Annotated in this window: 18 protein-coding genes, 1 tRNA gene and 2 pseudogenes; 5 read left to right on the top strand and 16 right to left on the bottom strand. The window is 64.8% G+C overall.

Annotated features, from left to right (window positions below; genetic code table 11):
* Positions 1–56: 56 nt before the first annotated feature.
* From WQQ_RS05180 to WQQ_RS05190, 3 genes and pseudogenes are all read right to left on the bottom strand, one after another.
* On the bottom strand, positions 57–3,068 hold the full coding sequence (locus WQQ_RS05180; RefSeq protein ID WP_007184025.1) for a TonB-dependent receptor plug domain-containing protein: 3,012 nt from the start codon (positions 3,066–3,068) through the stop codon (positions 57–59).
* 509 nt (positions 3,069–3,577) lie between these two features.
* A pseudogene (locus WQQ_RS05185) lies at positions 3,578–4,713 on the bottom strand (DUF2252 family protein).
* 197 nt (positions 4,714–4,910) lie between these two features.
* A pseudogene (locus WQQ_RS05190) lies at positions 4,911–5,288 on the bottom strand (SDR family NAD(P)-dependent oxidoreductase); the annotation flags it as partial.
* 77 nt (positions 5,289–5,365) lie between these two features.
* Between WQQ_RS05190 and WQQ_RS05195 the strand changes: the two are divergent.
* Positions 5,366–6,529: an acyl-CoA dehydrogenase family protein gene (locus WQQ_RS05195; RefSeq protein ID WP_007184029.1), complete on the top strand. Its 1,164-nt coding sequence runs from the start codon at positions 5,366–5,368 to the stop codon at positions 6,527–6,529.
* A gap of 9 nt (positions 6,530–6,538) precedes the next feature.
* Positions 6,539–7,315 carry an SDR family NAD(P)-dependent oxidoreductase gene (locus WQQ_RS05200; RefSeq protein ID WP_007184030.1) on the top strand — a complete coding sequence of 259 codons (777 nt, stop codon included), beginning with the start codon at positions 6,539–6,541 and terminating at the stop codon, positions 7,313–7,315.
* A 65-nt stretch (positions 7,316–7,380) separates the two neighbouring features.
* Here the strand turns inward: WQQ_RS05200 and WQQ_RS25390 are convergent, their stop codons facing one another.
* From WQQ_RS25390 to WQQ_RS05235, 8 genes are all read right to left on the bottom strand, one after another.
* Complete coding sequence (locus WQQ_RS25390; RefSeq protein WP_083844432.1) at positions 7,381–8,214, bottom strand: SDR family NAD(P)-dependent oxidoreductase; 834 nt, start codon at positions 8,212–8,214, stop codon at positions 7,381–7,383.
* Between the two features lie 114 nt (positions 8,215–8,328).
* Positions 8,329–9,534, bottom strand: coding sequence for a methanobactin export MATE transporter MbnM (locus WQQ_RS05210; RefSeq protein ID WP_007184033.1), 1,206 nt, complete (start codon positions 9,532–9,534; stop codon positions 8,329–8,331).
* Positions 9,531–11,279 (bottom strand): MbnP family copper-binding protein, encoded by a 1,749-nt coding sequence (locus tag WQQ_RS05215; RefSeq protein WP_007184034.1) that lies wholly within the window; start codon positions 11,277–11,279, stop codon positions 9,531–9,533. The genes WQQ_RS05210 and WQQ_RS05215 overlap by 4 nt, the downstream gene beginning before the upstream one ends.
* A 28-nt stretch (positions 11,280–11,307) precedes the next feature.
* On the bottom strand, positions 11,308–12,213 hold the full coding sequence (locus tag WQQ_RS05220; protein ID WP_157534510.1) for a hypothetical protein: 906 nt from the start codon (positions 12,211–12,213) through the stop codon (positions 11,308–11,310).
* Positions 12,214–12,279: 66 nt separating this feature from the next.
* Positions 12,280–12,687: a DUF2946 family protein gene (locus tag WQQ_RS24220; RefSeq protein WP_157534511.1), complete on the bottom strand. Its 408-nt coding sequence runs from the start codon at positions 12,685–12,687 to the stop codon at positions 12,280–12,282.
* A gap of 64 nt (positions 12,688–12,751) precedes the next feature.
* Positions 12,752–14,164 (bottom strand): PepSY-associated TM helix domain-containing protein, encoded by a 1,413-nt coding sequence (locus WQQ_RS05225; RefSeq protein ID WP_007184036.1) that lies wholly within the window; start codon positions 14,162–14,164, stop codon positions 12,752–12,754.
* Positions 14,165–14,167: 3 nt separating this feature from the next.
* On the bottom strand, positions 14,168–16,402 hold the full coding sequence (locus WQQ_RS05230; RefSeq protein WP_007184037.1) for a TonB-dependent receptor: 2,235 nt from the start codon (positions 16,400–16,402) through the stop codon (positions 14,168–14,170).
* Positions 16,403–16,743: 341 nt separating this feature from the next.
* The gene (locus WQQ_RS05235; protein ID WP_341916806.1) at positions 16,744–17,157 is read right to left on the bottom strand and encodes a DUF2946 family protein; all 414 of its coding nucleotides are present in this window, start codon (positions 17,155–17,157) and stop codon (positions 16,744–16,746) included.
* 187 nt (positions 17,158–17,344) lie between these two features.
* On the opposite strand from WQQ_RS05235, the gene WQQ_RS25395 reads away from it, so the two are divergent.
* Positions 17,345–17,698, top strand: coding sequence for a hypothetical protein (locus tag WQQ_RS25395; protein WP_007184038.1), 354 nt, complete (start codon positions 17,345–17,347; stop codon positions 17,696–17,698).
* Between the two features lie 110 nt (positions 17,699–17,808).
* Here WQQ_RS25395 and WQQ_RS05245 read toward each other — a convergent pair whose 3' ends face one another.
* On the bottom strand, positions 17,809–18,642 hold the full coding sequence (locus WQQ_RS05245) for an oxidoreductase (RefSeq protein WP_007184039.1): 834 nt from the start codon (positions 18,640–18,642) through the stop codon (positions 17,809–17,811).
* A gap of 48 nt (positions 18,643–18,690) precedes the next feature.
* On the opposite strand from WQQ_RS05245, the gene WQQ_RS05250 reads away from it, so the two are divergent.
* Together WQQ_RS05250 and WQQ_RS05255 are read left to right on the top strand one after the other, a co-directional pair.
* Positions 18,691–19,335 carry a TetR/AcrR family transcriptional regulator gene (locus WQQ_RS05250; RefSeq protein WP_050997574.1) on the top strand — a complete coding sequence of 215 codons (645 nt, stop codon included), beginning with the start codon at positions 18,691–18,693 and terminating at the stop codon, positions 19,333–19,335.
* A gap of 26 nt (positions 19,336–19,361) precedes the next feature.
* Positions 19,362–20,894 (top strand): IS3 family transposase, encoded by a 1,533-nt coding sequence (locus WQQ_RS05255; RefSeq protein WP_040453051.1) that lies wholly within the window; start codon positions 19,362–19,364, stop codon positions 20,892–20,894.
* A gap of 214 nt (positions 20,895–21,108) precedes the next feature.
* Here the strand turns inward: WQQ_RS05255 and WQQ_RS05260 are convergent.
* From WQQ_RS05260 to WQQ_RS05270, 4 genes are all read right to left on the bottom strand, one after another.
* Positions 21,109–21,185 (bottom strand) — tRNA-Arg (locus WQQ_RS05260).
* A gap of 124 nt (positions 21,186–21,309) precedes the next feature.
* Positions 21,310–21,978: an urease accessory protein UreH domain-containing protein gene (locus WQQ_RS05265; protein ID WP_050997575.1), complete on the bottom strand. Its 669-nt coding sequence runs from the start codon at positions 21,976–21,978 to the stop codon at positions 21,310–21,312.
* 7 nt (positions 21,979–21,985) lie between these two features.
* Entirely contained in the window at positions 21,986–22,126 is a 141-nt protein-coding gene (locus WQQ_RS23580) for a cbb3-type cytochrome oxidase assembly protein (protein WP_007184043.1), read from the bottom strand.
* A complete protein-coding gene (locus tag WQQ_RS05270) occupies positions 22,123–24,318 on the bottom strand; it encodes a heavy metal translocating P-type ATPase (RefSeq protein ID WP_007184044.1) in 2,196 nt (731 codons plus the stop codon). The genes WQQ_RS23580 and WQQ_RS05270 overlap by 4 nt, the downstream gene beginning before the upstream one ends.

Genomic DNA, 24,318 nt, shown 5'->3' on the forward strand with positions numbered 1-24,318 from the left:
CAAAAGAGCCGGATGCAGGCGGCCTTCGCCACCTGCATCCGTCAGGACCGCATCACTCAGAAGCTGGTACGGAAGCCGACCGTGAAGGTGCGGCCGAGCACATCGTAGAGCTGCGCGTTGGCCGGGGCGATCGTGTAGCTGAAGCCACCCGGGGCAGCCGCGACGATCGGCGGATCGCGGTCGAACACGTTGCGCATGTTGAGGTAAGCCTCGATCTTGCTGCTGCCGTAGTCGAAGCCGTAGGTGAACGACGTATCCCAGAAGATCGCCGACGGGATGCGGTTGTCGCTGACCGTCACGAACTTCGGATCCGACGCCGGGCAGTTGCTGCTGCAGACGATCCAGTCGTTGTCGTAGACACCGGCGCTGATGCCACGCGCCATCACCGAGGCACGGATGTTCTCGAGCGAGTAGTTGACGGAGGCATTCCACTTCCAGTTCGGCGGGCCGACCGAGGTGTTCTCGCCGGCGGTGTCATTGACCACGCCATTGATCGTCGTCGCGTTCTTGCGGTAGTTGGTCGCCATCGCACGCAGCTGCACCGTGCCCGGGATGCTCGCGATGATCGCGCTCGGGTCGAACACGTAGCTGGCCTCGAGATCGATGCCGCTGGCCACCTGCGAGGTGTAGTTGAACGGCGTGCGGTTGACCGCGAGGATGTTGCGCGAGCCGTCGGCGAAGCTGATGGCCGAGCAGAAATCGGTCTGGCCGTTGAAGCAGCCGTTGATGATGTCCTGCGTGGTCGGCAAGCCGATGGAATCCTCGATGTCGATGTGCCAGTAGTCCACCGAGAAGTTGAAGCCCGGCAGGAAGCGCGGCGACAGCACGAAGCCCAGGCCGTAGCTGTCGGCGATTTCCGGCGTCAGCTCCGGGTTGCCGATACGCGGCGACGAGATCGACTCGGTGATCGGAGCGCCGTTGTCCAGGATCCACGGGTTGGTGATGGCCGGCGCGCCGCCGCTGCCGTTGCTGTACAGCTCTTCGAGGTTCGGAGCGCGGATGTCATGCGACAGCGAGCCACGGAAGCGCAGATCGTCGATCAGCGTCCAGTTGAGGCCCACCTTCCAGGTTTCGACGTTGCCCGAGGTGCTGTAGTCGGTCGCACGCACCGCACCGCTCAGATCGACGTATTGGAACAGCGGCAAGTCCTTGAGCACCGGCACCACGGTTTCGACGAAGGCTTCGCGAACGGTATAGCCACCCTTGGAGGGACGGTAACCGCCGACCCACCAGCCGCCAGCCGGGCCGGTGTTGGAGATCGCGTCGTTCTTGCCCTTGCCGACCTCTTCCTGACGCCATTCGATACCGGTGGCGACCGAAACGTCACCGGCCCAGGTCGAGAACGGCGAACCGCTGACGGCGAAGGCCGCGACGTTCTGCGTCAGCTGCTGCTCGCGCCACATCTGCTGGCCGTCGCCGGTGACGTAGTCGATGGCCTGCTGCGTGTTCACGCCGAAGCCCATCGGGTTGTACGGCTTGCAACCGTTGTTGGGATCGACATCGCGCGTCGAGCGACAGACGATGGCACCGTTGGCCGGGTTGATGACGGCGTCATAGGCCCGCGTCATGTTGGCGTTGGCGGTGATGTACTTCGCCACGTTCTCGAGCTTGGAGATGCCGTGCTGGTAGTAGGCATCCCAGCTCCAGCCATCGCCGAACTTGCCGTCGGCCCCGAGCACCAGGCGCGTCACTTCACGCGTATTGGTCGGCTGGGTGATCGGGATGTCGGGATGCTGCGAACCGATGCGGATAAAGTCCAGACTCTGCGCCGCCATGACCGACTTGATCTCGTCGCTCAGGAACGCGTTGTCGCGCGCCAGCGTGATGCCACCGGTGTCTTCGGTCGAGAACGAGTAGTTGCGGTTCTTGTCGCGCGCATAGGCGGCCTGTGCGAACACGTTGATGCTGTCCGTGAGCGCCCACGAACCACGCGTGAACAGGCTGGCCGTGCGCGAACCGCCGCTCAGGCTGGTGCCGGCGGGAGATCCGCGAACCTGCGTGGATTGCCAGTCGCCACCGCGCATGTCGGGGTCGGACACCAGGTCGCCGAACTCGAACTGGTAGGGCGTGCCACCCTGGCCCCAGGCCGTGCCGCGCAGCGAAGTCGGGACGTTGACTCGAACGCGATTTCCCTGCGCGTTGGTCTGCCATTGCTGGCCACCGACGATGATGCCGCCCGCGATACAGGTGCTGCACGACACCCGGTCCAGCAACAGGCGCTGCGGCTGGCCCGTCAAGACTCCGCCGACGCTGTAGGTCGGGTTGTTCATGAACTGCCAGCCTTCGAGGTTCCAGTCACGCGTGTTGACCGGAATCACGTCCTGCCAGCGGTAGCTGCCACTGAAGATGAAGTGACCGCGACCTTCGCCGAACGGCGTGCCGTAGGTGAGGCTGGCCAGCGCGTTGTCACCATCGCCATGCGTGGTCGCGCCGTACTGCGTGTTGGTCTTGAGCCCGGTGAACTTCTTGTCGAGCACGAAGTTCACGACACCGCCGAGCGCATCGGAACCGTACTGCGCGGACGCACCGCCGGTGACCACTTCGACACGCTGCACGAGATCCTGCGGGATCAGGTTGACGTCGACCAGGCCGGACAGCGACGAGGCCACCGAGCGCTGGCCATCGACGAGCACCAGCGTGCGGTTCTCGCCGAGCGAGCGCAGGTTGAGCGCGTTGATGTTGGAGTTGCCGGTACTGGCCGTGGAGACCGAGGTCGTCGGCGAGGAGCCCGACGAAATGGCCGGCAGCGTGCGCACGGCATCGGCGATGTTCGGCGAGGCGAACGATTGCATCTGCTCGACGCCGATCACGCTGACCGGAGTCGGCGCCTGGTAACCGTCGCGCACGACGCGCGTACCGGTGATCACCACTTCTTCTATCGCCGCCGTGGATTCCGCGGCGGTGGCGGCAGCCGGCGCCGCCGCCTGGGCAACCTCGACCGCCTCGCTTTCCGCGGGCGCCGACTGCGCCAGCGCCGACTGCGGCACCGAAAGCGATGCCACTCCCAGCAAGCCCGCCACGAGCGACCCACCGCCCTGCTTCAACAACTTCGAATTGACCGGAACCATTGAGCTCGACTCCCTCCCTAAGAAAAGTGCGTACCGCCAGAGGGTCGAAGCGAGCAGCCGATGGCACTTTGGAGAGCGCCGCGCTGTCGCCTTCCCTCGAACCGAAACAGCACGGTCTGCGGCGTCCATTTCTTCTATACAAAAGAAGTGCCAAAAGTCTATTCATAAAGAAAAGGCAATGTTCCGGAGCCTTCCGATGACATTGCCCGCCCGAATCGCCGGGAGGTTCTACGTTCTTCTACTTAAGTCCGGCGTCGCGAGACTGCCTGAGACCGGATTCCTGCCTCAGACGACGGGCTCGATCGAAGCTGCCGTGCCCACTTTTGGAGCCTGCCGATACCGATCGCACCTAATGAGCACACCTTTTAAGGTGCGCGCCCGCGATCGCCCGGACGGCGCACCCCTTCCTGTCCGGCCACCGGGATTTATGTCTATATAAATAAGGAGGGGATACGAGCGTCGCCCTCGTGCCTCGCAACACCGGTCACGGAAGCCGCGGTCTTGCGGACTCAGGATCCGGCTCGCTCGACGGCGAACTTCCGGCAGTGGGTCAGATAGCCCACTTCATGGGTGGCGACGAGTTCGACCACGCTGGTCCACAGCCACGACGGCGCCTCGAGCGTGCGCGACCAGTTTCGACTCAACTCGCTGCGCCACCGGCTTCGCGTCGAAGCGTCCATCTGGCGACCATGAGCGCGCCCCACGACGCCGCCGAGATAGCCCGCAATCAACCCGGCCTCGCTCTGAGTCAGCCTGTCGAGATCGAACTTGAGATCCTGTGGAAACAGCTCGCGCACGAATACGTCGCGGTCCAGGAACTGTGCGGACAGCATGCGCTCGCCCAGATGTGGAGACAGCTTTCGGGCGCTTCGACGACTCGATCCGCGTGGCCTTTCGGCATTTGCGCATCCGCGTAGCCAGGACAAACCGCCTTGACGGCCTCCTTGATATCCATGATGCAGTAGGGATCATCGAGCTCGCCGCCCACGCGTACCAGGACGGCGAAACGAAGGTTGCCCAGCGAACTGCAGCCCTTCACCCAGAATGCGGCGTCGAGCACTTCGACCTGCGCGTCGGCGTCGCGATGGCATTGGCGCGTGATCAGCGTTCGGACCGCCTCGGTCGAGAACAGCGCGTCGATGGCATGGCGTTCTTTCTTGAGAACGGGCCAGAAGCGGCCTCCCGGCCTGATGCGCGGCTTGGATGCTTTCAATCGCTCTCTCGCCAGATGCTTCCAGCGACGCTTCAGCGCGTCCTTCATGACGACGCGTATGGCATCAGGCGGCTGCATCTTTTCGTCCTCGCCGTCGGCGCTCAGCGCGGCCTCGTAGCCGTCGACCAGTTGCTCCAGCATTTGCGCCGTCGTCACGCCCGGCAGATCCGAACCACGTGCCGCCATCGCCAGCGACAGCCCCAGGCGAATCAGATCGTGAGCCGGATTGCCGATGACGGTCTGGTCCAGATCCCGGATCTGGATTTCGATGTCACCGCTGATGCCGCCGACCGGGCCGATGTTGCCACTATGACAGTCACCGCAGATCCAGACCGGAGGCCCGGATGGCAGGCGCGCGGTATCGACCTGCGTCAGCCAATCGTAGAACCTGGCGGTGTTGCCACGCACGTAGGCGTGTGCCGATCGCGCCATCTTGAACTGGCGCTGGCGATCGAGCCACGCCTGTCGATCCTGGGGGCGAACGATTGGAGTCACGTACGGGCAGCTTCCTCATGATTGAACTCGTGAGCGCCGATGTTGCCCGCCGCACCTGTCTGCATGCCTAACGCCCGGCGACCGTCTTCAATCCAGACTGGCGTTCGGACCGAAGACTGACCGCACGGGCGAGTTCAGACGGCCGTCTCGTTCGAAGTCGATCGTCGACTCGCCAGCGCAAGCGCATCGGCGCCCGCGGGAAAATGCAGCCGCCCCGAAACGTCGTGCACGGCGCGCCATACCGCCTCCGCCACATCCGCTGCCGCGGTGGTTTGCTTGTTCACGGCGAGCGCCGCAAACGCGCTCCGGGCAAACGGCGCATACGCCTCGGGAACCAGCCCTTGCATGCGTTGCTGCCCGTTTTCGGTGAAACGGGTCGAAGGACCATAACCGGGCTCCACGAGTTTGACGCCGATTACGACGGACCTCATCTCGAGTTCGAGAGAAGCCGAGAAACCTTCGATGGCGGTCTTGCTCGCGGTGTAGGCCGCGACGAGCGGAAACGGCGCCAGGCCGAAGGCCTGCTCGAATTCGCGCAGGACATCGCGGCACAGCGCCGCTTCTGATTTCACCTCATCACGATCCCATCATGGACTTCTCGCTCTCCCCCAGGCTGCTCGATCTTCAGCAGCGCACCCGCCGGTTCATTCTCGACGACGTGATTCCGCTCGAAGGCGATGCGCGGCAGACCTCGCACGGCATCACCGAATCATTGCGCGAAGAACTCGTGAGCCGAGCGCGCGCGGCCGGCCTGCTCACGCCGCATGCCTCGACCGAGCTCGGCGGGCTCGGGCTGACCCACATCGAGAAGGCCATCGTCTTCGAAGAAGCCGGTTACTCGCATCTGGGCCCTGCCGCGCTGAACATCCACGCGCCCGATGAAGGCAATATCCACTTGATGGAAGTGGTCGCCACGCATGCGCAGAAGGAGCGCTGGCTCAAGCCGCTCGTCGAAGGCCGAGCCCGCTCCTGCTTTGCGATGACCGAACCAGCGCCCGGCGCCGGCGCCGATCCGTCGATGCTCAAGACCACCGCCGTTCGCGACGGTGACGACTACCTCATCAACGGCACCAAGTGGTTCATCACCGGCGCCGAAGGCGCGAGCTTCGCGATCATCATGGCGAAGATGGAAGACGGATCGGCGACGATGTTCCTGTCCGACATGGACAAGCCCGGCATTCGGCTCGAACGCCTGATGGATTCGCTCGACACCGCCTTCGCGGGCGGCCACGGCGTACTGCATTTCGAGAACCTGCGCGTGCCGGCGAGCGACGTGCTCGGCGAAATCGGCAAGGGTTTTCGCTATGCGCAGGTTCGTCTCGCCCCCGCGCGACTCACGCACTGCATGCGCTGGCTCGGCCAGGCACGTCGCGCGCACGACACCGCGCTCGCCTATGCACGCGAGCGCGAGGCTTTCGGCAAGACGCTCGGCGAGCACCAGGGCGTCGGCTTTCAGCTCGCCGACAACGAGCTCGACATTCAATCTTCGCGACTGTCGATCTGGCACACGGCCTGGGTACTCGACCAGGGCCACAAGGGCAATCTCGAATCGAGCATGAGCAAGGTCGCGGTGTCCGAAGCGGTCTGGCGCATCGTCGATCGCAGCGTGCAGATTCTCGGTGGCCGCGGCGTCACCAGTGAAACCGTGGTCATGCGCATTTTCCGGGACATCCGCTCCTTCCGTATCTACGACGGCCCCAGCGAAGTGCATCGGCACAGCATCGCGCGCAAGCTGCTCGCGGCCCAGCACTGAGGACATGCCATGACCTCTGCGCTTCCGACGTTCAGCCTCGAAGGTCGCATCGCACTCGTCACCGGCGCATCGAGCGGGCTCGGGCGCCACTTCGCGCAGACGCTGGCACGCGCCGGAGCGATCGTCGCGGCCGGAGCACGCAGGGCCGACAAGCTCGCCGAGGTCGTCGCGCAGATCAACGCCGACGGCGGACGCGCGCTCGCGGTGTCGATCGACGTTGCCCGCCGCGACAGCGTCATCGCAGCGCTCGATACCATCGCCTCGGAGGTCGGCGTCGTCGACGTGCTCGTGAACAATGCGGGAGTCTCGGATACCAAGCGTCCGCTCGACTACGGCGACGACGACTGGAACTCGATCGTCGGTACCAACCTGACCGGCTCGTGGATCGTGGCGCAAGAAGTCGCGAGGCGACTCACGGCGGCCCGCAAGCCCGGCAGCATCATCAACGTCACTTCGATCCTCGCCAATCGCACGGCCGGCGGCGTCTCGCCGTACTGCGCGTCGAAGGCCGGGCTCAAGCATCTCACGCAGGCGCTCGCGCTCGAACTCGCGCGCTACGACATTCGCGTCAACAGCCTCGCACCGGGCTACGTCGCCACCGAGCTCAATAGCGATTTCCTGGCCAGCGACGCGGGCATCAAGCTGTGCAATCGCATTCCGGTGCGCCGCTTCGGCCAGTACGAGCACCTCGATGGCCCGCTGCTGTTGCTCGCGTCGGACGCGGGCGCCTACATGACCGGATCGGAAATCGTCGTCGACGGCGGGCATCTCTGCAGCTCGCTATGAACGTCCCCGGCGACGCTTCGTCGCGAGCCGCGTCCGCTCACGAGGCCTGGGCAGGATTCCCCGGTTCAGATGTCGCGGCCACCCTTGACCGCGATGACCTGCCCGGTGACGAAGCCTGCTTCATCCGACGCGAGCCAGGCCACCGCGCCTGCGATGTCTTCGGGCCGGCCTTCACGCCGGATCGGGCCCGCTAGCGCGAGCGCCTCGGGATTCATCGGCTGGCGCGACTCGGCAAACGAAGGCTCGGACATGATGGTACCGGTGATGAACCGCGGCGGGATCACGTTGCCGTGATGCCACCAGGCCCGAGCCCCACCGCCAACGTGCGCGTCAGCACGATCACCCCGCCCTTGCACGCGGCGTGGTGCGCCATGTTCTTCGCTCCGGCCTGCACGGCCGAGGAAGCGATGTCGATGATTCGGCCCCATTGAGCGGCGACCCTGCCGGGCAGCACGAGCGGCGTCACGATGAAGGTGCCGGTCAGGTTGATCCGCAGGATTTCTCTCCCACTGCGCCTCGGTCATGTCGAGAAACGGATGGCAGGCCGTGATCGCGGCGTTGTTCACGAGAATATCTATGGGGCCGAGCATCGCTTGCAGCCGATATACAGCTCGCTCGACTTGCATGCGCTCCGAAATATCGGCTCCCGGGGCGAGCGCGCGTCCGCCCGCGCCCTGGAGACGCCCCACGGTGTCGGCGCAGCGCTCCACGTCGAGATCCCGGATGCCGACCGCGATGCCCTCTCGCGCCAGGCGAATCGCGCAGCCGGCGCCGATGCCGGCCGCAGCTCCGCGATCGCCATCTGTCGATTCTCGAAGCCTGCGAGCGCGGGGACCATGGAGCGCCCCGCGCTTGCAGCGTCGCCTTCGGCAGGCACGTGGGGCAATCGCCCTGCACATGCGCTCGCGCAGGATGGGGCGCCAAGAGCGAAAACCCGCTGCCGGAGAACACAGGCGGCCCGACAGCCGCCGACGATGCACCCGTCGACATGCACGGGTGCAGCCCGCCCGGGATCAGTGCGTGGCACAGCGCTCATGCATCGGCACATGGCCGAACGGATCGCTGAAGCGGGTATCGCAGATGAAGCGCCAGTCGGTCAGGCTGTCGAAGAACGCGAGCAAGTCATCGGTTTCGGCGTCGGAGATCGTGAAGCCGATCATGAGCGCATCTTTGCTGGGGCTCGTCGCTCCGTTTCCGGCATACGGGCCTTCGGCAATCGTGCGTCCTCCCTTGGCGTAATGATCGACGACGACTTCTCGTAGCGTCGCGATCGAGCCGTCGTGCATGTACGGTGCCGTCAGCGCGATGTTGCGAAGGCTGGGCGGACGAAAGCGGCCCATGTCACCGGCTCTGAACGTGAACCCGTAGAGCCCCTGGTTGCCTGCCGGATAGTTTCCGGAAGCCAGCGGATAGCCGCTGGCAGGGCCTGGGATGTTGTAGAGCGCGTTGTTCTTGTACTCGATGTTGTCCAACGTGGTGTTGGCGTGCACCACCGAGTTGGCGAGGTTGAACCCGTTGTGGCAATGGTTGCACTCCAGGCGCTCGGAGAAGAAAAGCACCTCGCCACGCCGCGCGGCATCGCTCAACACCCGCCGATCGTAATCCGAATCTCCTGAAATCAAGGTCGCCGTGAATGCGGCCAGCGCAATGGCGACATTGTTCAGGGTGTAGGGATCGGCCTGGTCCGGAAATGCCGCGGCAAAACGCGCCACATAGTCTCCGTCGGCGCGGAAGCGGCCGAGAATCTCCACCTCGTGTCCTGCCCAGCCGAGCTCGACGGGATCCTGGTTCAAGAGCACCAGGCTCGCCTGCTCGCGTAGTGTCCTGATATTCGGATTGGCCCAGTTCTGCCTCGCGTTGTAAACCGCGTTGGTCAGGCTCATGGAGTTCCTTGGATGAGCGCTTCCTCCCGGCGCGAGCGCTCTGGCGCGGCCATCGGTGAATGCCAGCCGCTGCTCATGGCAACTCACGCAACTCCCGTTGCCGGTCAGCGCCAGACGCGAGTCGTAGAACAGGTGCCGGCCGAGATCGACCTTGGCCTGCGAAATAGGCGCGTCAGCGCTCACTTTGGGGGCTGGGAATCCGGCGGGCAGGTCGAACACGTAGTCCTCCGGCGGGATCACCACCGTAGACTCGTCGCCGCCACCTCCACCGCCGCAGGCGCTGACGAGCAGCGCTGCGGCGGCGAGGCCGCCGATCTTGAGCAGTGAGGTCTTCATTCGCCGACAGTGAACAGCGCTTGTTCCCGACGCGGGATCAAGTTGTCGGGCGACAGTGCGAAGTCCAGCCCCAGCTTCGGAATGATGGTCGTGCATTCCGGATCGCCCGGAAACGACATGCAGCCCGGCGCCGTGTCGGCGGTGTTGACCGTGATGTCGAGTTCGGAGATCACCGGCGCGATGTCGGCCACGATCGGATGCCCTGCGGCGATTTGCGGATAGCTCAGGCAGATGCGGGAGCGATTCGGATAGACGCACTCGCTGTCCGGCGCGGCACCGAACTCGCTGGCCCCATTGCTGCACCCGGTGCTGCCCAGGTGCACGAAGAAATTCTGCGTCAGCTCGGGGGTCTCGGCTTCTGCTTCGGGCTCGTGCCCGCCCTCGCCATGCTTGGAGCCGACGCTGGCGGTGGCCATCTCCATGTGAGCGCCGCCGTCTCCGCCGCCTGCGACCAGCGAATCGAAGCGCAGGAACATGCGGCCGTACAGCCAGTTCCACCCGAGCCCGGTGACGTTGAGGGGAGTCGGCGCAGTGGCGACGTCGCTGTGATTCAGCTCGAACGGAACTCCCAGCGTGAAGCACAGGCGCTCGTACTCTCCGGCCGGCGCAGTGCCGGTCAAAGCCAGATTGCGAACCGGTACGGTGCTGTCGCAGCCCTGTGCGTGGCCGAGCAGTACGACGCCCGCGTCGGCGCCCTGATAAACCGTTCCGTTCGGCTTGGTGGCCAGGGTCACCGGCACGCTGCCCGCCGCATTCTCGAGCGCGAACTCGCTTGCGTAGAAGCGAAAGCCCTGCATGCTCAGCGCTTGAGAGGTGCTGCCCAGGCCGTGGTAGATGCCGCCGCACTTGGCTTCCTGCCCGCCCACCTCGAGCTTGAATGCGAGGTTGACCAGGTTCTCGGCATTCGAGACCAGTTGCAGCGATGCCGCCACGTTGTCCGCGACCCGGGCCTGCTGGGTCGCGCTTCCGCTCAAGGTGGCGAAGTCCACTCCTTCGAACCACTCTTCGAATCGCACCGCGATCGTCAGATCGGCAGCACGCTGGTCGGCTCCGAGCGTGATCGGCGCCATCAACGGAAGCCGGACACGGCGCGCCTCACCGGTGTACTTCGCTTGCGTGCACGCGTGTGCGGTCGCCGCATTGGCTTCGGCGTCGGACAGCCCGACCGTTGCCGGGTAATAACAGGGCGCCACATTGATCGATGCCCCCGCCAGGCTGGCGTCGAGTTCATCGCCGTGCTTGGCGATGTTCTTCGCGGCGGCACCCGGCTGCAGTTCGACGATCAGCGCGCAGTAGCGGCCCGGTGCGGCAATCAGGGTGCCAAGATCGGTGTCCTCTCCCTGCGTCACGCTGATCGCGCCTTCGGGGGCCTCACCGTCGTGGCCCGCGTGGGCCTGCGCACTGGCGATCGGACTCAGCTGCCGGGCGACCTGCAGCAGTCTGGCGGCGGCGGAAGAAGGGCAAGCCTCCAGCTCGATGGGAACCAGGTTGAGCAGCCCGAGCTGCAGATCGATCCGCACTCCGTCGCTGCGGCGGAATGTCGCGTACGCCGCCTCGCTGTGCTTGGCGATGGCGGCATCCGCCGCGTCATGGCCGTGGGTGTGCGCCGTGGCCAGCGGCGTGGCCTTGATGGCGATCGAGATACCTTCCTCGCGCTCACCCGTGTCGGAGCAGGCATTGAGCCCCAGAACGGCGAAGCAGGCGATGGCGCCGGCCCGCAGCGTGTTGAATGTCGTAGCGTTCATTGCATATCCCTTGATTGTTTTTCAGGCGTCAGAAGTCGTACGCGATGCCGATGCGAAAGTTGGCGTCTTCCGTCTGTGCGCCATTGAGGTCTTTGATGACGGGCAGTTGCACGCCCGCGCTGAGCAGAAAGTCTTCGCCGAACCGGTTGGCGACACCGACGAATGCCATCGCCAGCGTGCCGCCGGAGTTCGGGTCCGCAGCGCCGGAGAACTCGTTCTTCGCGGTGTGCCGGGCGTCGACTCCAAGCTGCAGCGCGAACGAAGTGGTCAGCCCGTACTGCGCGAGCGCGGATACCAGGCCGACGTCGCCGCCGTGGAAGTTCTGGTGGCCCTCGCCGTACTTGAAGTAGGTCGCCGAAACGGTGGCGAACCACGGGAAGCGGTAGTAGCCGTACCAGGCGCCCAGGCTTGGAACCGTCGCGCCGGCATCCGGCTGGGCGTCGATGTCGAGACGCTGTCCTGCGCTGTCCTTGATCTGCTCGGCCGTCGGCAGACGAACGCCGCCGCGCAGGCCCGCCAGATGGCGCCCGCTGACGCCTTCGTCGCTGCGATACAGAACCCAGCGAGCGCTCAGGTCGATGTCGCCGAGACCCCTGGCTTCCTGTCGCGCAAGGTTTCCGAGCTCGATCTCCTTGCGCACCCAGGGCACCTGAATCGCCAGCGCGAGGTCTTCACTGACGCTGTACGAAACGCCGAACAAGGCGCGCTGTTCGTCGGTCTCCTGCCGGTTGACTCCCGAGCCCTGGGATTCGGATCGATGCAGGTAATCCAATGCGAAGCGCAGTCGCCCGCCGTAGGGTTTCTCGGTTCCCATGAGCGTGATGGTGTAGTCGCCGCATTTGCAGGTGGAACAGGCCATTGCGGGTTGAGATGCGGCCGACAGCAACGCGGCCGCAAGCGCCGGACCACCGAAGGTCCGATTGAAAGTATTCACGTGAAACTCCCAGCCACCGATATCGTGGCCCATTGAAAATCCAGGCCTGGGAAGGCCGCTGCTTTTCTATTGAGGCTGGGAGCCTGGTGGCCCGCGAGGTTCGGCGATGACGCCCGTATTCCGCGCGCTCGGAGCCGCGATTGGATAAGTGCGGTTTACGCTGCGTTCAACGATCCATGAATGAAGCGCCTGAGACGTTGCCCCCGCCAGATGGGGGCCACCCAAACCACTGCAGAACTTGCAGTCGAGCTTGGCGTCTGGCTTGGAGTTCTGCGGCTGTACCCAGGGAAGATCAGCGGCGCTGGCACGCAAGCGTGCGATGGTTTCCGGCGAGCTGCCGCAAAACGCATAGAGCAGCGGATCGCGATGGCGCTGTGCCCACGCTGCGGCATGCGCCTGAGGCAGTAAAAGCTGACAGATGAGCGCGAAGACGCCCAGCAGCCTCGGCAGCAGCAGCCCGCGCAACCGACTCATCCGCATGCTCCGAAGATCTCGGAGCAGTCGTTGCAGCGGGCCGAAGCACGTCGTGCCATGCCGATCAGGCCGCCTGCCGGCTGGCGCCTGGCTTGAACAGCCTGTCCAGCACGAGAACGACGACGAGGCTCGCGCCCGCCAGCGGAAACAGCATCGCCATGGTGATCGTAATGAGCGCCACCGCACGCAGCGTCAGCGGAGCCAGCGTGCGCGGGGCGCCCAGGCCGCCCGCCGGTCTTCGCCGCCACCACATCACCAGTCCGGTCACCACGAGCAGAGTGATCGCGATGCAGGTCAGCAGCATCACGATCTGGTTGAGCAGGCCGAAGTAGTTGCCGAGGTGAATCGCCGTGCCCAACTCGATGAGCTTGGCAGCCGGTCCGTAGTCGCCGAATCCGGCCTGATGGATGACCGCGCCGCTGTAGCGATCGATATGGATGTTGCGTTGCCCCTGCGGCTGCGCCGGGTAGGTGTATGCGGAATAGGTACCGAGCGGTCCTTGCGGCAGCGACAGTCGATAAGCCCCGTCGAAGCCGTTCTCGGCCAGCACGCGAGCGGCGGTGTCGACGTCGATGCCCGGCGCGAGCGCGGCCTGCGGTTGCATGTGCAGATGTCCCGCATGTTCTTCATGCCCCGCGGCCACGGCCGGCACACGGGACTGCGGATGCGGCGCCTGCTGCACGGTCCACGGCGCGCCTTCGGCCTCGCTGATCGGCGTCGCCGGCAAGCGGCTGACGCTGCCGCCGTTGTGGCGATCACCCGGCGCGTAGGCCCAGCCGAGACTATTGACGATGGGTCGGAAGAACTGGTCGCCCCAGACCGTGGCCCAGGGCAATCCGGTCAGCAGCAACAGCAGGATCAACGCGGCGGCGTAGAGCCCGGTGACCTTGTGCAGATCGCGCCAGAACTTGCGGCCCTTGGCGCCCAGGCGCGGCACCAGCACGCCGCCGATGCGCTCCCGTCCACGTGGCCACCAGAGATACAGCCCCGTCACGACCAGCACCACGGCCCAGCACGAAGCCACCTCCACGATCGCATCGCCGACGTCGCCCAGAAACAGCGACCCATGGGCGATGTCGGCGAACCCGACCAGCGTCTTCGGATAGACGAAGGAACCCAGCACGGTGGCGTTCGCAGGGTCGACGAAGACGCGCAAGGGCTCGCCGTCGGGCGGGTTCACGAACAGCTGCGCACTGCGCCCCGGCTCCGTAGGCAAGTCGATACGCGTGATCACACTGCCCGGATAGCGCGCCTGCGCACTGCCGATCAGGCGGCTCAAGGGCTGCGATGGGGCTGCCGATGAAGCGAACCGAAGCTCGGGATAGATCAGATCGTTCAACTCATCGTTGAACAGGTAGATCGCGCCCGTGATCGACAGGATCAGCAGGAAAGGCGCGGCGAACAGCCCGGCATAGAAATGCCATCGCCAGATGGTGGCGTAGAGGCGCCTGGCAGGGGCGGTGTCGGCGGCGTCCATGGCTTAGAACGGCACCGTCAGCGACAGCTCGGCGCTGCGCGGCGCGCCCAGGAAGATCAGGTACGAGGAGTAGCCCGACCAGTCCGCATAGAGTTCGTCGGTGAGATTGCGTCCGCGCAGCGTGACGGTGCCGAACGGCGCCTTCCAGGCCACCGCCGCATCGAGCACGGTGTAGCCATCGACTTTCACCGTATTGGCGTTGGACGTATAGAAATTGCCGTTGTGCCGCACGATGCCGGTAAAGCTCAGCGGCAGCGACTCCGGCGAGTACGTCATGACGAGATCGACCAATTGCTCCGGAACATTGGGCGGACGATTGCCCGAGCGATCGGCGCCTCCGGATTCGATCAGCGTATCGAACTCGGCCTTGAGCACCGTCGCGCCCAGAGTCGCACTCACTTCGTTGGTGAGCGCCCATTCGAGCGACAGCTCGGCGCCCTTCGAACTTTGGCTCCCGCCCTGCACCGTGACGGTCGGATCGTCCGGATCGCGCGTCAGAATGTCGTCCTGCCTGATGTGGAAAACCGATGCCGTGATCTGGACGCGCTCATCGAACGCGGAGGTCTTGACGCCCGCTTCGTAAGAGTCGCCCATGCTGATGTCGAACCGGGCATTCGCCGCGCTCAGGAACAGCAGGCCGCTGACAGGAGTCGCGGCACGCGTGTACTGCGTGAACAGCTGCGTTCTCGGCAGCAGGTCGTAGACGGCGCCGACGCGCCAGGACAGCGGGTCGTAATCCTGGCCGTAAGTCGTGATCGTGCCGGCGGTTACGTTCAAGACCTTGCGATCCAGCGAGATGTCGTCGAAGCGAGCCCCCGCTACCAGCAGCAGCTTGTCGGTCAGGTTGAAGGCATCTTCGACGAAGACCGAGCGCGAGCTGACATCGGCATTGACGTTCTGGCGCGTACCGAAGTTCTCGGCGGTGTCGGCGGGGAAGTAGCCGCGATCGGGGTCGTAGGGATCGACGGATGTCGTCTGGCCGAAGCGACGCCGGGTGAAGAAATCGGTTCCGCTGAACTCTACGCCGACGGTGAAGCGGTTTCTGTGTCCGCCCAGTTGGCCGTCGAAGGCCGTATGCAGCCGCTGGTTCCAGACCTGATGATCGTGCGTGATCAGGCTGGTCAGTCGATCGAATTGCCCGCTGTCCGCGTTGAAACTGTAGTCGTCCGAATCGCGATACGACCGTTGCGCGTCGTACCAGCTCGAATCGCTGACGATGCGCCAGGCATCGGTCAGCCGATACTCCGCGCGTGCGCGCAGCCAGAGCGAATCCGAATCCATCAGGCCGTCCTCGACGTCGTAGTTGCTGTCGCGGATCGCCTCGTCGAGCACCAGGCCCGCGGAACCGGACACCAGGCTGGAGGGCTTGCGCGCATGACCGGCCGCGACCAGCGGCGTGCCGTAGTAAGCCGAGGAGAATCGGTCTTCGAAGTAGTCCGCCGAGAGCGTGACCGCGAAGCGATCGCTGGGCTTGATCAGGGTCGACAGCGTAGCCGCGAAAGTGCGTGAATCGGTGTCGTCGATCCAGCCGGCGGACTTGGAATAGGCGATGTCGCCCCGCACGGCCGCGGTATCGCCGAAAGCGCGATTGAGATCGCCCGCCAGCCGCATCGTGTCCTGACTTCCGTAGCTCACGGCCGCTTCGCCGAAGGACTGGCCCAGCGTCGGGCGCCGAGGCACGAAGTTGATGGCACCCGCCAGCGCACCTTCGCCGGAGGTCACCGACGCCGGCCCCTTGATCACTTCGATGCGCTCGAAGGTCCAGGCATCCCAATTACGCATGCCCGCGTCGGAATTGCTGATCCGCACGCCGTCGTAGAGATAGTTCACCGCACGATGAAAACCCCGCATCGACACCGAGCCGACCGAGCCCGGCAGATTTCCGGACGCCACGCCCGGCGCCGCGTTGAGCGCTTCGATCGCGGTGCGCAAGCCTTGAACCTGGAAATCCTCCTGCGTCACCACCTCGACGAGGGCCGGCGTTTCGCGATCACTGAGGCCCAGTCGGCCGGTGACTTCGGTGATCGGTTCGGCTTCGACGCGACGGCCGCTGACGATGACGGTGTCGAGCGTGGGCTCCGATGGTCTTTCCTTCGACTCCGCTTGCTTTTCGGAGTTCGTGGCGGCCACTTCGATGTCGACCACGGAGCCGGCGTCGGTGCCGCTCTGCGCCGAGGCGATGGAAAGCGGAGCCAGCAAGGCGAACAGAACGCTGTTGCGGCAGTTGAGAGGGATCATGGTTTGTTCTTTTGGAGGCTGACTTTCCAGCGTCACGTATACGAAGCGTTGACTCGGCATCACCACGGCGGGGCTTCTTGGATCGGCGATATCGGCACGCGTTGCCCGAGGACTCGAGCGCGAGGTCCGCAGTTGCGGGCTTTGTCGGCAAGGGCTTTGATCGCCGAAGGCGACTTAGCGCCGCCCGCCCCGCCGTCTCCCCGATCATCGGCCGCTGCCTCGACGGAAAAGGCAGACATACAGACAGACAGACAGGCCCGCGCATCGGCGCTGCCGCAGCTGGCTTCTTGAAGGGGATCTGGACTCACGATCGGCGCACGGCCGTCGCGAGCGAGACGGCGCTAGGCCCGCGAGGGAGGGGCCCGCAGCGGGGGAAGAACGACGAGGTCTACCGGCTCGCTACCGAGTGCCGGCGCCAAGGGCTCCGGCGACTCCACCAAGTGGAGCAACGAAAGCGAAACGGCGGGTCTGCCTGCCGGAGGGTTGGCGTGCAAGGACGCGCACAGATCGCAGCCCGAACCGGGAGAGGCCTTTGCATCGCGATCCGACTTCTTCACCCAGGCCAGCAACTCCGCCGGAGCGGAGGCCCGGAACTGTTGCAGGCTGCGTTCCGAAACAGCCCCGCAGAACGCGAAAGCGAGCGGATCGCCACTTTGTCGCGCCATCGAGGCGGCGTGCGCGACGGGCAACAACATCTGCCCGATCAGCGCAAAGATGCTGATCAGAGTGGCGAAAGCACGCAGACGGGAGCCCATTTTCACGGCGATAGTCTGCCAGCATCGACTATCGGGGGGAAAGGGCCAGCGAAAGTTAATGCTCGAAGACCGGCATGCAAGGTCGGCGGTGCCGGCTGCGACGGTGAACGCGATCAGCGCTGGCCGCTGCAACGCTGAACGCAGACCTCGGAAACACTCGAATGGAAGCCGCCAGCCGAAGCATCCAATGAATTGCTACCTACGGCTCAACGAAACTGCGTTGCGACGACTCCTTGACTCCGGACAATACGGGTCGATCCGCGACACCGAGCGCCTGGCCGATGTAGGACTGGAACCTTCCGTCGGCAGCGTCGGTGACAGTTACGACAAGGCGCTGGCCGAAACCGCCGACGGGCTCTACGAGGCCGCAGTGACTCACCGCGCCCATCCTGGCGCAGCGGCGAAGAGGGCGAATGGACAACGCTGCAGTGATCGACTGGCACAGCAACCGGTGGCTGATGGGACCGCTCGGCACACCACACCCGCCGAGGCAGAGGCACACTGCTCTTCGCAAATCCCGGAGCTGCCCATCGCGGCGTGACGCACACCAGCGAGCCTCCGAGATTTCCGGGGCGGTTCAAACCGTAACCGGTCCAACCTTCAACCATGGCCGCAGGGGATCAACTTCCAGAGCGTCCCGGCAGCCAGGCGCTAGTGGGCGAAACTCGTAGAGCGCGTAACCCCTTCCCAAGCTGAGATCTCGCTTCTCATGCTCTCCAGCTTCTGGACCACCAGACCGAGTGCGTCCTCGCCAAGGAACAGCCGCGTCGGCGGGCTCGGCGACTCGATGAGCGTCAGCAGCGCCTGTGCGGCCTTGGAAGGATCGCCCGGCTGTTTTCCGCTCTTGGCCAGACGTGCGGCACGGATCGGCTCCATGACCTCGTCATAATCGGGAATGCTGCGAGGGGTCCGGTCCATCGATCGTCCTGCCCAATTCGTGCGGAACTGTCCGGGTGCCAGCGCGGTTACCCGGATTCCGAAAGACGCGACTTCCTTGCCCAAGGACTCCGAGATTCCTTCGAGGGCAAATTTGCTGCCGCAGTAGTACGCAATGCCGGGCATGGTGATGAATCCCCCCATCGACGTCACGTTGACGATGTGTCCGCGACGACGGGCGCGCATGCCTGGCAGAACCGCTTTGATCAAAGCGACCGGTCCAAAGACATTGGCTGCGAATTGGCGCTGCAGATCATCCAGGGAGGATTCTTCCACGGCGCCTTCGTGCCCGTAGCCGGCGTTGTTGACGAGCACATCGATCGCGCCGAAATCGCGCTCGGCTCGCTCGACCGCGGCAGGGATCGCGCCATAGTCCGTGACGTCGAGTACGAGCGGGAAAGCATGCTCCGAGTCACCGAACCCTGTAGCGTCCTCGGGGCGTCGGACGGTACCGACGACCCGGTGCCCCGCCGCGAGCGCTTCGGATGCGAACGCACGGCCGAGGCCGGAGCTCACGCCGGTGATCAGAATAGTTTTGGGCTGTGGCACGACAGGCCTTCCTTGATCGATAGTATTTATATCAAGATATAATTTCACATGAGTACACGCAAGTTCCAACCCTCCGCGCCGACAGCACCGGCAGCCACGACCCAGGACCGCGTGCTGGAGGCAGCCGAGCGCCTGCTCCGCACGGGCAAGCCCGAATTTTCGATGCGGGATCTTGCGGCGGAGGCCGGCGTCAGCTTCGCTACGCCGTTCAACCAATTCGGCAGCAAGGCGGCGATCATGCAAGCGCTTTCCGCCCGTCGCATCGACGAAATGCACGATCGACTCACTGCCGCCAATCTTCCGGACAACGCAGTCACGCGCGTTCTGGCGACGGTCGACATCGCAGTCGACGTGATGCTTCGGGAGCCTGTCGTCAACCGTTCCGTGATGGCCGTGCTGGGCTCGCAGACCGGCGAACCCGGCATCGTCGCGCGCCGATCCGCTGCACTCTGGACTGAAGCGCTCGGCCCAGGCGAAGGCCTTGCCAAGGCGACCAGGACGCAAGCCTGCGCGGCGCTGCCGTCTTTGCTGGCCATCGCCTTTCGCGGCGCCCTGTCGTTCTGGACGGCGGGAGAAATCCGCGACGATGCGCTAGGCCACCAAGCGCGTTCCGCTGCGACCGCGGTGTTGCTCGGCTTCTGCGGCGTGGAGGTTCGCAAAGCGCTGCTCGACTGTGTTGGGGGGGGCGGATAAAAACTTGGACTACCGGGAGGTAGTTCATGTATTCGTACGAAGACAGGATTCGAGCGGTCGAGCTATACATTCGGCTCGGCAAACGTGTGGCTGCGACTATTCACCGGTTGGGATATCCAAACAGGAATTCGTTGCGGGGCTGGCATCGAGAGTACGAGCGTCAGCTCGATTTGGCTCGCAGTTACCCCAAGCGGCAGCCCAAGTATTCGCAGGCGCAGAAGATGGCGGCTGTACAGCACTACATCGATCATGGGCGCTGCCTTTCTGCGACGATCAGAGCGCTGGGATATCCAGGACGGACGTATCTTCGTGCTTGGATCGTCGAACTGCATCCTGGAGTACGCGTCGTTAGCCGCGCCGATCGGACGCGCCGGCCACCCGAAGCTAAACAGGAAGCGGTCATCGCACTGTGCACTCGCCAAGGCAGTGCAGATGCTTTGGCGCAGGAATTCGGCATATCCAGGCCGACCCTGTACAACTGGAAGAACCAGCTGCTTGGCTGCGAGGTTCCAGCATCGATGAAGCGCTTAAATGACTCACCGGAAGATTCTGATCGAAAGGCGTTGGAGCGTCAGATTGAAACGCTAAAGCGCGACATCCGACGCCTGCAGCTCGAACAGGACTTGCTGAAGAAGGCGAATGAAATCCTAAAAAAAGACATGGGCACCGACCGGCAGCAGCTGAGCAACCGGGAGAAGACGCAGCTGGTTGATGCCCTGAGACAAACCTACACGTTGCCTGAACTCCTCAAGGAAGTCGGCCTACCTCGCAGCTCCTATTTCTATCATCGCGCTCGGCTCGATGTCTCGGATCGTTACGTCGATCTCCGCCGCACGATCACCGAGATTTTTGAGAACAACCACCGCTGCTATGGCTATCGCCGCATGCAGGCATCGCTGAACCGGCAGCGCGTGAGCATTTCGGAGAAAGTCGTACAGCGTTTGATGAAGCAGGAGAGCCTGATCGCCACGGCACCGAAACGTCGACGCTACGGCTCTTACCTCGGCGAGATCGGCCCCGCACCGGACAATCTCATCAATCGCGATTTCCACGCTGTGGCGCCTAATGCAAAGTGGCTCACCGACATCACGGAATTCCAGATCCCCGCTGGCAAGGTGTATCTATCACCGATGATCGACTGCTTCGATGGCATGGTCGTCAGCTGGTCGATCGGCACTCGCCCGGATGCCGATCTGGTCAACTCCATGCTGGATGCCGCCATCGACACCGTCGCCTCAAGTAGCGAACGACCTGTCGTACACTCCGACCGCGGAGCCCACTATCGCTGGCCCGGCTGGCTCACTCGAATCTCCGGCGCCAACCTGGTCCGCTCAATGTCGCGTAAAGGGTATTCGCCGGATAACGCCGCGTGCGAAGGCTTCTTCGGCAGGCTGAAGACGGAACTGTTTTATTCGCGTAGCTGGCAGTCGACAACTATTGAGCAATTCATCCACGCTCTGGATGGGTACATCCGCTGGTACAACGAAAGACGAATCAAAGTCTCACTGGGCAATCTCAGCCCCATCGAATATCGCAAGAGCCCTGGAATCGTTTCTTAACCAGTCCAAGTTTTTATCCGCATCCCCAGATGGTCAGTTTTCGGTGAGCGCCAACATTCGATGGGCACAAAGTGGGCACAACTTGGGCATTAATGCCCAAATGCAGTTTTATGCCCGAAACAAGGATGCAGTCAATCGCAATGACGCCGAACACACGCCAAAAACAAAATGCCCCGCTCAAGGGCGGGGCACCTGAAAGCTAAGTCATTGATTTTGGTGCGCCTGAGACGATTCGAACGTCCGACCACTGCCTTCGGAGGGCAGTACTCTATCCAGCTGAGCTACAGGCGCAATGACCGCATCTTACCGGCTTTTGGCGCCGGATGACTCGTGCCTTCGGAGGGCAGTACTCTATCCAGCTGAGCTACAGGCGCGAAGGTCACATCTTACCGGGTTTTGGCAGCTGATGACCTGCCTAATGGCCAGGCCGGCAGAGCCAGGCCAGGGTCGGGGCCGCCATCAGGACGGATGAGGCGAACCACAGCGCGCTCAGCGCGAGCGGCCAGGTGCGGGTTTGTGGCAAGCGCAGCCGTGTCGAACCGAGCCGGGCGCGGCCCAGCAGCCCGCCCGCCAGCAGCAGCAGCGGCGAACTGCCGAGGCCGAACGCGAGCAGCAGGGCCGCGGCCGACCACGGGCTCGCCGTCAGCGCGGCGAGGCCGATGACGCCATAGAGCAGGGCACAGGGCATCAGTCCCATGAGCAGTCCGCGCGCCCAGTCCGGCGTGTTCTGCAGGCGCGCATGCAGCCCGCCACGGCAGCAGGCCGGCCGCCGCATCTGCCGCCAGCTGTAGATCGCCATCGCGAGCAGCAACAGAGCGGCCAGCAGGCGCAGCGCCATGGCCAGCTGCGGGTCTCCGAATCGGCGCAGCAACAGCGCCGCACCGCCTCCCGCGAGCAGGCCGAGCAGCGCGTAAGCGCTCAGGCGACCGAGTTGCAGCATCAGCTGCGAACGCAGGCTCGGCATGCCGAGCAGCAGCCACGGGCCGCACATGAGCGCGCAATGCGGGCTGCTCGCGAGCCCGAGCATGAACACCGACGGCACCGTCAGCGCCAGACCACTCGCTAGCCAGGGCATCGTCGTCATTTCAAGCTCAGACGAAATCGTCGGGCAGGCGATGCTCCAGCTCGTCCAGGCGCTCGAACTGCCCGCCGCGAACGCTCACGATGAAAAAGCCCGCGGCGATCGCCACGAACACCACGCCAAGCGGAATCAGCACGAACAGCGAGCTCATCGCGAACTCCTCGAATCGATGGCGGATGGACTGCGCAGCAGGCGCAGCGCATTGAGCGTGACGGTCAGCGAACTCAGGCCCATGCCGGCCGCTGCGATGCCGGGCGTGAGCGCGCCGGCGAGCGCGAGCGGCATCGCGACGAGGTTGTAGGCCACCGCCCAGGCCAGGTTCTCGGCGACGATGCGACGCGTGCGGCGCCCCACTTCGAGCGCCAGTGGCAAGCCCGCCAGTTCGCCCTTGGTCAGGATCAGGTCGGCACGCGCCTGCGCGAGCGTCGAAGCGCCGGCCAGCGATGCCGAAACATCGGCCGCGGCGAGAACGGGCGCATCGTTGAGCCCGTCACCGACCATGCACACCGCCCTGCCCTGCGCCTGCAGCTGCTGGATGCGCGCGAGCTTGTTCGCAGGCGTTTGCTCGGCCCGATGATGGTCGATGCCGAGTTCGCGGGCGACCGTGCGCACCGCGCCGGGCGCATCACCACTCAGGATCTCGAGCTCCATCCCGGCCGCGATGAGGGCCGCAGTCGCGCCATGCGCGTCCGGCCGCAGGCGGTGCGAAAGCGCGAAGCGGGCGCGCTCACGTTCGGCATCGCGCAGGCTGATCCAGGTCAGATCGCCTTCGGCGGGCAGCGCGACGAGCTCGTATTCGACGCCGTCGACCTCACCGCGCAAGCCACGGCCTGGCAGCACTTCGAGCTTGTCCGCATGCAGGCGGGTTTCGATCTGCGCGAACGCACTCGCCACCGGATGCCGCACGCCGCGCTCGAGTGCCGCGACCACTTGCAGCAGGCGCTCTCGCTGCGCTTCGTCCGCATCGATCCCGCTGATCTCGATGCGCTCGCACTGCATGAGCCCGGTCGTCAGCGTGCCGGTCTTGTCGAAGCAGATCATCTCGACCTGCGGCAGGCGCAGCAGCGCATCGGCATTGGCGACGAGCACGCCCTGCGCCGCCAGACGCGAGCTCGCGGCCGCCAGTGCAACCGGCGTTGCGAGCGACAGCGCGCAGGGACAGGTGACCACGAGCACCGCGAGCGCGACGTCGAATGCCGTCGCCGCATCACGCGGCAACCACCAGAGCGCTCCTGCAACCGCGAACAGCAGCACCAGCGCGACGACGACTCCGGCCATGCGATCGGCCCATTGCTGCACCTTCGGCTTCTGTGCCTGCGAGCGCAGCATCAGGCGTTGAATCGCCGACAGCGTGGTGTGCTCGCCGGTGCGGGCCACGATCATGCGCGCGGGGCTCAGGCCGCAGTTCGGCGTACCCGCGTGCAGGGTATCGCCGCAGCGCTTGTCGATCGGCAAGGCTTCGCCGGTCAGCAGCGATTCGTCGAACGCGGCGCTCGCATCGAGCAAACGGCCATCGGCCGGGGCGGATTCGCCCGGTGCGACGTGGACCTTGTCGCCTGCCATGAGCGCCGAGGCCTGAACGATTTCGAAGCGGCCATCGGCCGCCTCGCGCATCGCCGTGCTCGGCTGCACCGCCACCAGTTCGCGCAGACGCCGCTGCGCGATCGCGCGCCCGCGGCCTTCGAGCCAGCGCGCCAGCAGCAGCAGGAACGCGAACATCGTCACCGAATCGAAGTAGACATCGCCACGCTGCAACCACACGTTCGCGCAGCTCGCCGCATAGGCCAGCAGCAACGCGAGGCTCACCGGCAAGTCCATGCTCAGGCTGCGCTGGCGCAGCGCAAGCCAGGCGCCGCGAAAGAACGGCATGCACGAATACAGCAGCACCGGCGTCGTCAGCGCCCATTCGGCGTAGCGCATGAGCAGCAACAGCGCGGGCTCGATCGGCGTGGTGATCCAGTAGCGCGTGCCGGCCAGCATCATCACCTGCATGCCGAGCAGGCCCGCGACACCGAGGCGCAGCAGGCCACGGCGGCTTTCTGCAAGCGCATCGGCCGCGGCGGACGCCTCATCGCTCGCCGCGATCGCGAGCCTGGCCTTGAAGCCCGCGCGCTCGATCGCGGCAACCAGGTCACCGGCCTGTGCGAGACGCTCGTCCCAACTCACTTCGGCGACGCCGGCGGACAGGTCGACACGCACCGAATGCACGAGCGGCGCGAGCGCCTGCTCGATCGCGCGGACGCAGCTGGCGCAGTGCATGCCCTCGATCCGCAGCAGCAACTCGCGCTCAGGGCGCTGCACGAGCGGCTCGCCCCTGCCGAGCGCGAGCGTCGTCGCGTTCAT

Origin of the sequence: Hydrocarboniphaga effusa AP103, assembly GCF_000271305.1 — a bacterium.
In the GTDB taxonomy this organism is placed as follows: Bacteria; Pseudomonadota; Gammaproteobacteria; order Nevskiales; family Nevskiaceae; genus Hydrocarboniphaga; species Hydrocarboniphaga effusa.